At 34.7% G+C, this 13,866-nt stretch carries 12 protein-coding genes; 10 read left to right on the plus strand and 2 right to left on the minus strand.

Translation table 11 applies throughout. The features are described 5' to 3' along the window. Positions 1–2: 2 nt before the first annotated feature. A complete protein-coding gene (locus tag JAZ75_RS07050) occupies positions 3–599 on the minus strand; it encodes a ribonuclease HII (RefSeq protein ID WP_132770006.1) in 597 nt (198 codons plus the stop codon). Between the two features lie 431 nt (positions 600–1,030). Here JAZ75_RS07050 and JAZ75_RS07055 point away from each other — a divergent pair, with 431 nt between their 5' ends. The 4 genes from JAZ75_RS07055 (at position 1,031) to fabD (ending at position 6,811) form a co-directional block, all read left to right on the plus strand. Continuing rightward, entirely contained in the window at positions 1,031–3,871 is a 2,841-nt protein-coding gene (locus JAZ75_RS07055) for an outer membrane beta-barrel protein (RefSeq protein ID WP_232789374.1), read from the plus strand. A gap of 161 nt (positions 3,872–4,032) precedes the next feature. Further along, complete coding sequence (locus JAZ75_RS07060; RefSeq protein ID WP_021190724.1) at positions 4,033–4,485, plus strand: GNAT family N-acetyltransferase; 453 nt, start codon at positions 4,033–4,035, stop codon at positions 4,483–4,485. 21 nt (positions 4,486–4,506) lie between these two features. Next, positions 4,507–5,736: a M16 family metallopeptidase gene (locus tag JAZ75_RS07065; RefSeq protein WP_132844380.1), complete on the plus strand. Its 1,230-nt coding sequence runs from the start codon at positions 4,507–4,509 to the stop codon at positions 5,734–5,736. A gap of 184 nt (positions 5,737–5,920) precedes the next feature. Then, the gene (fabD, locus tag JAZ75_RS07070) at positions 5,921–6,811 is read left to right on the plus strand and encodes an ACP S-malonyltransferase (RefSeq protein WP_132770002.1); all 891 of its coding nucleotides are present in this window, start codon (positions 5,921–5,923) and stop codon (positions 6,809–6,811) included. A gap of 45 nt (positions 6,812–6,856) precedes the next feature. Here the strand turns inward: fabD and JAZ75_RS07075 are convergent, their stop codons facing one another. Continuing rightward, positions 6,857–7,582: an RDD family protein gene (locus tag JAZ75_RS07075; protein ID WP_208700834.1), complete on the minus strand. Its 726-nt coding sequence runs from the start codon at positions 7,580–7,582 to the stop codon at positions 6,857–6,859. Positions 7,583–7,615: 33 nt separating this feature from the next. Here JAZ75_RS07075 and JAZ75_RS07080 point away from each other — a divergent pair, with 33 nt between their 5' ends. Genes JAZ75_RS07080 through JAZ75_RS07105 form a run of 6 tightly spaced genes read left to right on the plus strand, consistent with a single transcriptional unit; the run spans position 7,616 to position 13,780 of the window. Then, positions 7,616–8,578, plus strand: a complete 963-nt coding sequence (locus JAZ75_RS07080; protein ID WP_132844376.1) for a stage II sporulation protein M — start codon at positions 7,616–7,618, stop codon at positions 8,576–8,578. Next, a complete protein-coding gene (locus JAZ75_RS07085) occupies positions 8,569–9,483 on the plus strand; it encodes an ABC transporter permease (RefSeq protein WP_208700836.1) in 915 nt (304 codons plus the stop codon). Before JAZ75_RS07080 ends, JAZ75_RS07085 begins: the two co-directional genes overlap by 10 nt. Then, positions 9,473–10,267, plus strand: a complete 795-nt coding sequence (locus tag JAZ75_RS07090; RefSeq protein WP_156169609.1) for a DUF4129 domain-containing protein — start codon at positions 9,473–9,475, stop codon at positions 10,265–10,267. Before JAZ75_RS07085 ends, JAZ75_RS07090 begins: the two co-directional genes overlap by 11 nt. Continuing rightward, positions 10,264–11,463 carry a DUF4350 domain-containing protein gene (locus JAZ75_RS07095; RefSeq protein ID WP_208700838.1) on the plus strand — a complete coding sequence of 400 codons (1,200 nt, stop codon included), beginning with the start codon at positions 10,264–10,266 and terminating at the stop codon, positions 11,461–11,463. The genes JAZ75_RS07090 and JAZ75_RS07095 overlap by 4 nt, the downstream gene beginning before the upstream one ends. Continuing rightward, complete coding sequence (locus JAZ75_RS07100) at positions 11,463–12,452, plus strand: AAA family ATPase (protein ID WP_208700840.1); 990 nt, start codon at positions 11,463–11,465, stop codon at positions 12,450–12,452. The genes JAZ75_RS07095 and JAZ75_RS07100 overlap by 1 nt, the downstream gene beginning before the upstream one ends. Continuing rightward, positions 12,452–13,780 (plus strand): DUF58 domain-containing protein, encoded by a 1,329-nt coding sequence (locus tag JAZ75_RS07105; RefSeq protein ID WP_232789375.1) that lies wholly within the window; start codon positions 12,452–12,454, stop codon positions 13,778–13,780. The genes JAZ75_RS07100 and JAZ75_RS07105 overlap by 1 nt, the downstream gene beginning before the upstream one ends. The last annotated feature ends 86 nt before the right edge of the window (positions 13,781–13,866 follow it).

Below are 13,866 nucleotides of genomic sequence, written 5' to 3' on the forward strand. Positions count from 1 at the left end.
CTTTAGAATAACTTGAGCTGTGGATCAGTTATTCTAAAGGTTTTTCTATGATGTGGTGTTATTCCTCTGGCAAGTACTGCACTTCTGTGCTTGACTGTAGGGTAGCCCTTATTGTTTAGCCAATCATACTCAGGATAATCTTTTGCAATATTGTCCATATAATCATCACGGTACGTTTTAGCTAAGATGGATGCTGCCGCAATAGATAAATATTTTCCGTCACCTTTAACAATACAATTATGGGGGATTTCCTGATAGGGAATAAATTTATTACCATCGACTAAAATGTACTCGGCTTTTAATTTTAATTGATCCAGAGCTCGATGCATGGCGACATAAGAGGCATTATGAATATTTATCCGATCAATCTCTTCTGCGGAAACGCTAGCTACTGCATATGCTAAAGCCTCCTGCTCTATAATACTGCGCAATTGCATTCTTTTTTTTGCACTAAGCTGCTTGGAGTCATTTAATACTTCATGATGGTAGTCTTTTGGGAAAATCACTGCAGCAGCAAAAACTGGCCCCGCCAAACAACCTCTCCCAGCCTCATCACAACCCGCCTCTATAAACTCATCTTGAAAATATGATAATAGCATTTTATTTATTTTTGAGTAGCAAAAATACAATATATTATTAATAGCAAAAGGATGTGTTTATAGTAGCTTTATATATGAATTGTGGTATTTGATTTTTTGAACAAAATGCGAACGATTTTTTATACTTCGATTCATCTTTAAAAAGTTTTTATTAGCCCGCCAACTGTCGTGAAATTAGGTTTTATTGTAACTATTATGTTAAAATTTAGGTTTTACGTTTATTAACACTACTATTTTCTTCTTTTGTATAAGTATCAAATGAATATAACCCTGTGCTGTATACGATCGTTGTTTACCTGTTGGCTTTATTCTTTATGTTAGAAAGATTCAGTACAGCGTATCATGAGATGAATGGGAAGATTGGGTTGATTTATTTGAGCCTGGTGGGATTACCACACAGAATAAGAACCGATAATTACAAAAAGATGTATATGATGAGGATTACTTTCCTTTTATTTTGCAGTATGTTATTGAGCTGGGTTGCTCAAGGACAGACGAAATCCGTTCAAGGGATGTTGAAAGATGACAAGATTCGTGTTGTCGCTGGAGCTTCAGTAAAATTGATTTCAGATCAAGATTCCCTAGTAACCAGTTCTTCGATTGCCGGTATATTTATTTTTAATAATGTAAAGGCGAGTAAGTTTAAAATTTCTGTTTCAAACTTAGGTTTTGAAAGATTTGAGCAAGAGTTTACCTATCCGGAAGGAGAAAGTAAATACATTATTCCAAGCTTTACATTAAAGCCGGCCTCAGAATTATTGGAAGAAGTGGTTATTGATGGTGTGCCGACTATTGTTGTTAAAGGTGATACATTGGAATATACCATGAAGGATCTAAAATTACGAGATGGATCTGTGGCCGAAGATGCGTTGAAGAAATTACAGGGAGTTGAGGTGGATAAAGACGGTAATGTAACTGCTCAAGGTGAATCCGTGAAACGTGTACGCATTAACGGTAAAGATTTCTTTGGTGGGGATGTCAAAACTGCAACACAGAATCTTCCTGCCAATATCATTGAGAAGATGCAGATTGTTGATGACTATGGAGATATGGCCAATATAACAGGCAACAAAAATGGTGATTCGGAGAAAGTTTTGAATATCCAGATTGATCCCAAATATAATAAAGGGCAAATGGCAACTTTACGTGCTGGTTACGGTACAGAAGACCGTTATCAAGCTACCGGTATGTGGATGGGTATGAGAGAAGGAGAGCAGATTTCTATTTTAGGAAATCTTAATAATACAAATGCACCATTATTTGATTTTAATACTACCGGTGGGGGAGCTCGCCGTCAACAAGGTGGTGGAGGTCGTCGAGGTGGCGGTATGTTTGGTGGATCAGATGGTTTGACAAAATTGGGCTCAATTGGTTTGAATGCAAGGAAAGATTTTTCGGATAAGCTGACTGTTTATGGAAGCTATAGCTACAGTCATAGTGATAATACTACTTTGTCCGAGCAATTTCAAGAGATTACCTTGAGAGGTATCACGCAAAATGATAGTATAAAGTCAAACTCAAATAATATTGGTGCCAGTCATCGTTTCGAGGCCAATCTGGAATGGAAACCATCGACAAAGGATTATATTAAAATAACACCTCAGTTTGGATTTGATGATGGTGATGCGAATACAGTAACAAATTCGATTACTTTTAGAAATGAGGAATTTAATAATTCGCAAGATCAAAGTATTTTTTCAAATTCAACGGCCCCGCGTTATGGTATAAGTGGTTTATATAATCGTAAGTTGAATGAAAATGGCCGTAATATTTTCATGAATATGAATTATAATAACGCCAAAACAGATAAGGATCAAAATGCAATATTACAACGATTATTGGAAGATCCTAATAATGCTGATGCCTCTTTAAATTCAATCTACGAGAAAACTATCCAAGAAGCAAAAAATAAGAGTTGGAATGCGGGAGGTTCATTGAACTACACAGAACCTTTGTCAAAGAACGGTAAATTAGAATTTACATATGACTTCAATAAGAATAAATATGATAATTCAAACCAACAACAGGGTTATGATAAAGATGAAAATGAGATTCTTAACGATCCTAAATTGAACTTTGATTATAATTATGACTACTCGTTCACAACGCATAGAGTTGGAGCTAATTATTTGTATAGTGGAGAAAAAGTAACTTATTCCATTGGTGCGGCCGCGCAACCGTCTCAATTAAGAGGTAGTGCCTTGAGTTCAGATTTATCTGTACCTATTCATCGTAATAACTTGAACTGGATGCCAATTGCACGGTTTGAATACAAATTTTCGCGCCAATCTAATATTTCCCTAAATTATAGTGGATCAACAACTGAGCCATCAGTAACACAGATTCTTCCGTTTGATATGAGTACCAACCGTACCAGTATTGTTATGGGTAATGCGAATCTAAATCCCGAGTTTAATCATCAAATGAATATTAGATTTCGTAAAAATGATTTTCAGAAGGGAAATAATTTCTTTGCTTTTGTAAATGCAAATTTAGCAGAAAATAAAATTGTAAGTTTAAATAAATCATATTTGGGCCGTTTAAAGAATAGTAATACAGGAGGAGTCGATACTACTTTAATTTCTGAGACGCGCTATCTCAATGAATCAAATGATCATCCATTTGGAATTAGTTCCTTCTATCATTATGGTAAATCTTTGAAAGAAAAGACGTATAACATCATGTTGATGGGAGGTGTTTCTTATAACAAAAGAATAGGCTATTCATCAACAGATAGTCTTGATAATATTGGTTTGAAAAATGTGTCTAGAAATATTGTATTCAATCAAGGATTAATGTTGCGATATAATCCTTCAGAGAATCTGGAGATTAATCCTGGAGTTAGGTATCAATATAATCATACTGAAAATTCATTAACAAATAGAACCACTAATATTTCATCTTGGACACCAACCTTAATTGGTTCTGTAAATATTACCCCTACCACAATTTTCGGGGCAGATTTGTCAAAACAATTCAATCAGGGTTATGGGGATGGTATAAATGCTAATCCATTTATCATCAATACTTATGTGGAACAAAAGTTTTTAAAAGGTCAGCGTGGAACAGTGCGCTTACAGGCATTTGACCTCTTAAATGAGCAAACAAATGTTTCCAGAACAGTTAGTGAATCTATGGTTGTCGATAGTCGTACTAATAGATTGGGACGTTACTTTATGCTATTATTCACATATAAATTTCAAAAATTTGCATTAGGCTCTCCGACAGGAGATGGTGGCGGTCATGGAGGCATGCGCCCGCCACGCATGTAAGCTTACCACCTACCTATCGAAAAACAAGTGGATAAAATGGTTCTGATCGTAAGATCAGAACCATTTTTTGTTTGGTGATCTATCCCATCCACGTCATTTTTCGACTGTTATAGAATTCGACTGTTTTTATTTAGTTATTTTTGCCACTAAACGAATGCATTATGATCACATTTGAAAAATTAACGTCTGAAAATATTGATATCATTGTTGCTATGATGCAAGATTTTTATGCAATTGATGGATATGATATCGATCCTATTGTAAGCCGAGAAAATTTTAGAATTTTTCTTGACGATGAAAAGCTGGGGCAGTCTTGGCTAATTAAAGAAAATGATTTAGTCCTGGGGTATATTATTGTTGTTTATTTCTTTAGCTTTGAATTTAAGGGAACGGTAGCTTTGCTGGACGAATTATATTTAAATGCTGATGCAAGAGGCAAAGGTTTAGGTAAAAAGGCTGTTGAGTTTGTCAAAGAATATGTTCAGGACAAGGGCTGTAAATTGGTTCTGCTAGAGGTTGAACCGCATAACTTACCGGCACAAAAATTATATGAAAGTCAAGGTTTTGGTTTTCATCCTAGAAATATAATGCGATATGGCATTAAAAATAATTAAATAGAATCTCCAAATTAATATATGGAATACGAAATAATACGCTTATCCAATGGTATCCGTGTGGTTTTTCAACCGCAAAACCTACCGATTACACATGCTTGTATGTTAATCAATGCAGGGTCAAGAGATGAAAAAGAAGGTAAATTTGGCGTTGCACATTTTATTGAGCACCTACTTTTTAAAAGAACTGAACGTAGAAGTACGAATCAGATTTTAAACCATTTGGAAGCTGTTGGTGGAGATCTTAATGCCTATACGACAAAAGAATATACATGTGTACATGCATCATTTTTGACCCCGTATTTGGATAAAGCTTTAGATCTATTTGAGGATATCTTTTTTCATTCGACTTTTCCTGAGGAGGAATTAGATAAAGAGAAATCGGTTATTGTCGATGAAATGGCTTCTTATCTGGACAGTCCTGAAGAATCTATTGTAGATGATTTTGAAGATCTATTATTCAAAGGAGCTGGTTTGGGGCATAATATACTCGGTCTTGAGGATCAATTGTTGGCACTTACAAAAAGCGATATTCATGATTTTATTCAGTCAAATTACGATACAAATGAAATCGTGATTTCGATTACAGGAAATTATACGGTTAAACAGGTCGAAAGGCTTGCCAATAAAATTTTTGCATCCGTTGCTGAAAATAAAATTCAGCGGGAGAGGAATGATGTTGTTGCGGTGCCTGTATCGCATGTCGAGATTCCTAAACCAATTAATCAGGTCCATTATATGGTCGGTGCACATGCATATAGTTTTAGAGACGACCGAAAAACAGGTTTATTGTTATTAAATAATATGCTGGGAGGAATGGGGATGAGTTCGATATTGAATCTTTCCATTCGTGAAAAATATGGAATAGCTTATACAATCGAATCTAATTATACCATGTTTTCAGATTCGGGCTTATTTAGTATTTATTTGGGAACAGATGAAGAAAAGATAGAGAAAGCAAAAAAACTTGTTTTTAGGGAGCTTAATAAATTTTGTGAAAAGGAGATGAGTGCTGTACAGCTTCAGAAAGCAAAACGCAAATTTATCGGTCAGATCGCACTTTCAGAGGAAAACAGGATGAGCATGATCATTGCTGCGGCAAAAAATGTGATGGACTACAACCAGATTATTGAACTAGATGTTATTATTGATAAAATAAAAGCGATTTCAACGACAGAATTATTGGAAACATCACGGGAGATTTTAGATCCCGCTCGCATGACATCACTGAGTTTTGTTCCTGAATCTTAGTGTTTAATTTTTTTATTCCTTAAAGGAATTTAAGAGATGCATAAACGGATTGACTGTATACGATTTCATGAATTAAAATATTAAAGTATAGGTAACGCGTACAGCTTCTGATATTCGACTTTATGATATTGTATATAAAAGACAATTTATCTAAGTTTGTGCATTAGAACAGATAATTTTAAATATGAAAACAGCATATGTATTTCCTGGTCAAGGCGCTCAATTCGTAGGAATGGGGCAGGACCTGTATAATCTGAATGAAGAAACAAAAGCTTTATTTGAAAAAGCAAACGATATATTAGGGTTTCGTATTACCGATATTATGTTTGCAGGAACTGATGAGCAGCTGAAACAGACCAACGTTACTCAACCAGCGATTTTTTTACATTCAGTGATTTTAGCGAAAGCCTTGGGAGATCAATTTCAGCCTGATATGGTTGCAGGTCATTCTTTAGGTGAGTTTTCTGCTTTAGTATCAGCGGGAGCTTTGTCTTTTGAGGATGGATTGAAATTAGTGTCACAACGTGCTAACGCGATGCAAAAAGCTTGTGAATTGGAGCCTTCCACTATGGCTGCGATTTTAGGTCTTGAAGATGCTGTTGTGGAGGATATTTGTGCAAAAGTGGATGATGTGGTGGTTGCGGCAAATTATAATTGTCCAGGTCAATTGGTAATTTCTGGCTCTATCGCCGGAGTAGATAAAGCTTGTGCGCTTTTGACCGAGGCTGGCGCTAAACGTGCTTTGAAATTAAATGTTGGCGGTGCTTTTCACTCTCCATTGATGGAGCCGGCTAAAGTTGAGCTACAGGCAGCAATCGAAGCGGTTGAAATTAACACGCCGATTTGTCCTGTTTATCAAAATGTGGATGCAAAGCCATATACAGATGCAGCAACGATAAAAGAGAATTTGATCGCACAGTTAACTGGTGCAGTACGTTGGACTCAAACAGTTCAAAATATGTTAGCAGACGGAGCAGAAGCTTTTGTCGAAGTAGGCCCGGGCAATGTGTTACAAGGTTTGGTGAAAAAGGTGAACCGTCAGGTACAGACTTCTGCAGCAAGTATTGCGGAGTAATTACTTTAAGAATAAATAGAAAAAGTCGCCCATAGGCGGCTTTTTCTATTTATTACGGAATAAGATATAATGATCTTTCATGACTTGATTGACAAAATCATTAGGATGCATCGTTGATTTAACATCCATAATGTTTTCTAGTTTCTGAGTAAGGGCTAAAAGAATATTGTAGTCTTTCCTTCTGACAGCGCCATCGTAAATATCCTTTACCTTATTTGCATCTTGATCGCTCAATTTAATTACTTGCGGAAAGATGATGTCTTTTTCTGATGGGACATCCTCAAAGATGGTCTGTTGTAGGTTTAATTTTGCTTTTAAACTAATGACAGATGTCTCACCGGATAAATCGCCAATACGTTGTCCATATTTGGATAGGGCAATTGAAGTAATTGCAATCCCGCCCATACACATCCAGATATCAACCAGAGAAAATGTCCAACGGGCAAAATATTGATAAAAGTTGGCGCGGGTTCCGTCGATCTTAACCACTTTAATTTTCATGATTTTCTTTCCTATGCTTTGTCCTGACATTGCGGTTTCCATAACAAGAGGATAGAAGAGGGCGGGAAGTGTCAATAATGATAGAATACCAAAGAATAACCAGGAATCTCCCATATTAATATGGAAAGAGTCAAGAATGACAATTATTAAGATATAATAAACAAGAATAATAAAGTAATCAATAGCAAAAGCAATAATTCTAGAACCTAATGAAGCTAAATTGTATTCTATTTTTACGTTCTGTGGAGTATTTATTAATAGTTTATTCATATATTTGAAATAGCCGGTTTAAAATTTATATTCATGAGAGAAGCATCATTCATCGAGCGAAATAAGGAAAAATGGTTGTCAATTGAAAATAATTTATCCATTCATGTTGATGTTAATCCCGATGAACTGGCGTCAAATTATATTGAACTCACCAATGACCTAGCCTATGCACAAACTTTCTATCCAGAAAGTAGGACAAAAGATTATTTAAATGAGTTGGCCATTTTAGCACATCAAAAAATATATAAAGATCAGAAAGCTTCTGAAAATAAACTTAAGCATTTTTTTTCATATGAAATACCTTATGCTGTTTGGCAAATGCGGCGGCCGTTGTTGTTTTCTTTTTTGATTTTTCTTTTGGCGAGCATTATTGGTTTTTTGTCTGCTCACTATGATGAAAATTTTGTGAGGTTAATTTTAGGAGATGCCTATGTCGATCAGTCCATTGATAATATCCGAAAAGGGGATCCTGCTGCCATTTATGCATCAGGGAATAATTTTGGATCTGCGCTAGCGATCACCATTAATAATGTACGGGTAGCTTTTTTAGCTTTTACGTTTGGTGTTTTTTTTAGTGTGGGAACGGGTTATATTCTTTTCTCTAACGGTATCATGTTAGGTGCATTTCATTATATGTTTTATGAATACGGGGTTTTACAAAAGGCGATGTCTGCCATATGGATACACGGAACTATAGAAATTTCTGTTATTATCATAGCAGGAGGTTGTGGTTTGATGTTAGGTAATAGTTTCTTGTTTCCAAAATCCTATAGTAGAATGGAAGCCTTTATTCGAGCGGCAAAATTATCAATGAAGGTTTTAGCGAGTACAATTCCATTTTTTATACTTGCTGGTACATTGGAGGGGTTTGTTACCCGTTACTATCATATTTCTATGACCATGTGCTTGCTGATCATAATAATTACATTGGTGATGATTTTATATTATTATATTCTCCGTCCTTTTCAATTAGCTAAAATCAATCAATGGAAATAAATTTCGAATTTCAGAAGGAACGTAAAATTGGCGATTTTTTACAGAGTTTTATCGATTTGTTAAAAATTGTTTTGGGTCATTTTGTCGGAACAGTTTTTAGTGTTTCTATTATACCCTTGAGTATCACGACAATCCTCTATTATTTCCTGTCTACAAAGATTACGTTTTCATCCGAAAGTGATTCGTTTGAAGATCTTAACGTGTATTTATGGGTAAGTCTTCTGTGTGTTACTATCTTATTATTAGGATTATACATTTACGGTATCTGCATCGAATATTTTATTTTATTGAAGAATCAAAAAAATACGGACTTTACAGGTAGAGATTTATTGAACGCATTTCGAAACCACATCGGTATGTACGTGAAATTTTTCTTCGCTTCTTTGTTGGTCGTCGTAATAATTGGCATTCCCGCAGGGATAGCCATGATTATTCTGATGTTTATTCCTTTGTTTGGCAGCTTTGCTATTGGAATCTTATTTTCAATAATTGGATTGTGGTTTTTCTGCTCGTTCTTGTTTTATCGGGAAGGATATTTTTCTTTGACGACGACTTTTTTAGAGACATTTAATGTCATTCGAAAGAATATTGTTCAATATGGTATTGCCACTTATATTGTTAGTTTCATTTTTCAAGTAGTAATGATGATGTTAACTTTCATTCCAGGTTTAATCATCGGACTAATTTCCTATAATTTCTTAGAATTTGATAGCTCTTTTTTCGATGGATCTTTTGGGAAAATGTTAATGACCATAGGAGCGCTCCTTGTAACTCTTCTGACAATTTTTTTATATATGGGAGGTGTTCTGGCAAATGGGATTATTTACGAAACGGCGAAAGATTTTAAATATGGCGATCGTATCTATGCGATGATTGCAAATTTGGGAAGGAAAAATGATGAATAGATATTTTTTTGTTATTCTTTTATTTTTCACGACAGCTAGCTATGCAAATAAAGACTCTACGCGTATGGCTATGCCGAGTATAGATACAATAAAACAAACACGCGTCGATATCTGGAACAAGAATTTGTTTCAGGAAATTCCGAAAGATAATCGTGCTGCTACAGTAACGATTACAGATTATAAAAGTGTCTTGGATCGCTATCAATCCGAAGAGTTTATCTATTCTGAGAATATTAAAGATAAAATTGGTTTTTTTGATCGTTTAATGACCCGTTTCAATCGTTGGTTAAGCAGTTTGATGCCAAATTCTTCTTTTAATTATAATGAAGAGTTTTTCTATTTCTTAGGAATATTAGGTTTAGTGGTATTGATTTATATCTTTTATAAATTAATTTATTCAGGCAACAGTTTCTTTAGAAAAGACAATAAAGAGCCTGAAACAGAAGGTGTTCAAAATTTGGGGTATGTAGAAAAGAATTTGATGAATACCGATTTAAAGCCCTATCTCGTTGATGCGATTAAGGACAGAAATTATACTCTCGCTATTCGTTATATGCAATTGTTAAATATTCAAAAACTAGCACATGCTCATGTGATCAAGTGGAAGTATAGTAAAACAAATAATGATTTTGCAAATGAAATTTCAGATTCAGTTTTAAAAAATGAGTTTATTAAATGCACTCGGGTGTTTGAATATGTTTGGTTTGGTGATTTTAATTTAACTGCTACCGATTTTGAGCGTTATCAACAAGATTTTAAAAATTTTCAATCTAAAATCTCATGAAAGGCTCGTTAAAATTTAGCGTATTTATTTTTATAATTGTATTCGTTGCAATCGGTATCATTGATCTAACGAGTAAGAAACCTATTATTTGGGACAGAACATTTGATCAAAAAGATAAAAATCCCTTCGGACTTTATGTGACCCATGAAGAGCTTCCACATATGTTTGACAAACAGGCGAAGGTTATCGATATTAAAGAAGATCTATTTACCTACTTTGAATCAGACAATAGACTTAATGCTCCAAAAGAACAGCTGTTGTTTATTTCAGAAGCGTTTGACCTTGGTGATGCTGTTAATAATCGCATATTAAAATTCGCGACAAATGGCGGCAAAGTTTTTATTGCTGCCGAGCAGATCAATCAAAAATTATTAGATACGTTACAGGTTGATTATGAATACTTCTATGATAATCAAGATGATATTGAGGAAGAAATAAAAGTTGAGCTTACCCAAGATGGGATACCTATTTCTTTTAATAAGAGTACTTTGGATTATTCGTTCACCAAACTACCAAAGTCTGCAACGATCTTAGGTGGTTTGCGCTATAAGGAACATTTGTTGCCGAACTTTATTTCTTTGAAAATAGGTAAAGGGAGCATCATGCTACATATTACACCCGAGTTATTTGGTAATTATTATTTGTTGAACAATCAAAAGCAATATCAATATGTCGCCAGAGCTTTTAGCTATTTGGATGGACAGACTATTGGGTGGTATGATTTTAAGAGTAAATATAATGAATCGAAAACACCGCTTCGTGTTCTGTTAAATCATATGGGATTGAGACAAGCATGGTATTTACTGCTAGTCAGCTTATTATTGTTTTTAATTTTTAAGAGTAGAAGAGAGCAGCGCGCTGTTAAAACAGTTCTTCCAGAACCTAATTTGTCTAAGCAGTTCTGTGAAACCATTGCAACATTATATTATGAAAATGGTTCTCCGGAAAATATGGTTCACAAAAAGATTGATTATTTTTTACATGATATTCGCAAAAAATTTCATGTTGATACATTACTTATTCATGAAGAAGAATTTTTAGAGAACTTGTCTGAACGCTCTGGTGTATCAAAAGAAATAACAGCAGAAATGATTCAATTGATAACACAATGCCAAAAAGGAAGTCATTTTACAGAACAGGATTTAAGAAATGTCAATACTAAAATAGAAGAATTTAAAGTTAAAGCAGAAATGTAATGAGTGAATTTGAAAAATATATGCCTTTTGAGAATCGTTTAGATTTGACGGTTCTATATGAAAAAATGGCAGCTGTAAAAGCTGAAGTAAAGAAAGTGATTGTTGGTCAGGATCAACTCTTGGATATGCTATTGATTTCGATCCTAGCATCAGGTCACTCTTTGATTGAAGGTTTGCCAGGCGTGGCAAAGACATTATCTGCTAAATTGGTTTCAAAAACAATTGCTAGTGATTTCAAACGAATCCAGTTTACACCCGATTTAATGCCCTCAGATGTCACAGGTTCTTCTATTTTGGATTTAAAGACGAATGAATTTATTTTTAAGAGAGGGCCTATTTTTGCGAATATCATCTTAATTGATGAAATAAATCGTGCTCCTGCCAAAACTCAGGCGTCTTTATTTGAATCTATGGCCGAACGCCAGGTAACAGTTGATGGAGAAACTTATTTTTTACCAACCCCGTTTATTGTATTTGCAACACAAAATCCAATTGAGCACGAAGGAACTTATCGACTTCCAGAGGCACAATTAGATCGTTTTCTTTTTAAAATAGATGTTCATTACCCTGATCAAGAACAGGAGTTGTTGATTTTAAAGGAGCATCACTTACAAAAGGCGCAAGATAAAGAAGCGTTGGTTCAACAGGTCGTGTCTTCGCAAGAAATTGCTGATTTTCAGCGTTTGATCAAATCCATATATGTACATGATGAAATTTTGGTTTATATCGCTCATTTAATTTCTAAGACCAGAAACAATCCTAATTTGACATTAGGTGCATCACCTCGAGCTTCAATTGCTATTTTGGAATCTGCTAAAGCTTCAGCAGCACTAAATGGTCGTGATTTTGTCACACCTGAAGATATTAAAAAAGTTGCTTTTGCGGTTTTAGGACACCGTGTTATGCTGACTCCTGAGAAGGAAATGGAAGGTTTCACAACAGATTACATTATTGATCAAATCATTGCTAGTATAGAAATTCCGAGATAATGAAGAAGCTCAAACAACTGTATTTCACAAATCGATTTTTTTATGGTCTGCTGACCATTGCAACATTTTTTGTTATTTCATTTTTTGTGAAAGTGTTGTTTATTCCTGTAGCTATTCTTTTTTGGATCTTAACTGCCGTGATGATCTGGGATTTGATATTCTTATTTTCTGATAAAGGGAATGTTTCTGTGATACGGAATTATCCAGAAAAATTTTCTAATGGTGACGACAACCCACTTATTATCAGAGCCGAAAGTCGGTATCCCCGTCGGATATTCGTTCGTATATTAGAAGAATTTCCAGTGGAATTACAGGTTCGAGATAAAGATTTTGAAATTACATTATCCCCTTTCTTAGAAAAGGAAATTCATTATAGTCTGAAATTGACACGTCGGGGTATTTATTCTTTTGGAAAATGTTGTGCTATGGCTCGTTTTTTGGGTTTTTTTGAAAGAAGGTTTGCAACAAATGATACCTTAAGCATTCCATGTTATCCTTCTTTTATTCAATTACGTAAATATCAGCTTTTAGCCACGACCAACAGGTTGAATGAAATGGGTATTAAGCGTATTCGAAGAATTGGTGCAGCCATGGAGTTTGATCATGTGCGTGATTATGTGCAAGGAGATGATTACAGAAGGATGAATTGGAAGGCTTCAGCCAAAGTTAAGAAATTGATGATAAATCAATTTGAAGAAGAAAAATCACAACCCATTTATAGTTTCATTGACACTGGACGAGCGATGCGTATGCCGTTTGAAGAGATGACATTATTGGATTATTCCATTAATGCTACTTTAGTTTTATCAAATGCGGCTATTCTGAAACATGATCGTGCAGGGATGCTTACTTTTTCAAAAGAGATCGGTAATCAGGTTGTTGCAGAGAAACGTAATAATCAAATGATGCGGATTTCAGAGGCACTCTATCATATTCAAACCGAATTTCAGGAGTCTGAATTTGGCAATTTATATACTTACGCGAATAAGCATATTAATAAACGTTCTCTTATCTTTATTTACACAAATTTCGAGACTTTGGACGCTCTTAATAGGCAGTTAGCTTATTTAAGAATGCTCAATCGTTCCCATATCTTAGTGGTTATCGTATTTCAAAATACAGAATTGGATGAACTCGCGAAAAGTTCGCCTCACAGGACGATTGAAATATATAACCAAATTATTGCGGAGAAATTCATTTATGAGAAAAATCTCATTATTCAAGAATTGCATAGAAACGGAATTCAAACAATTTATACAGCACCAGAAAATCTGACCATTAATTCCATTAACAAATACTTAGAGATTAAAGCACGAGGTCTTATCTAATCTGTGTGTTGAGATATTAAACTAACGTATCATAAAAAGACAACAGGCCCATCAAAGATGGGCCTGTTGTCTTTTTATGAGTGTAG

It is taken from the genome of Sphingobacterium sp. UDSM-2020 (assembly GCF_016132525.1).
Classification (GTDB): Bacteria; Bacteroidota; Bacteroidia; order Sphingobacteriales; family Sphingobacteriaceae; genus Sphingobacterium; species Sphingobacterium anhuiense.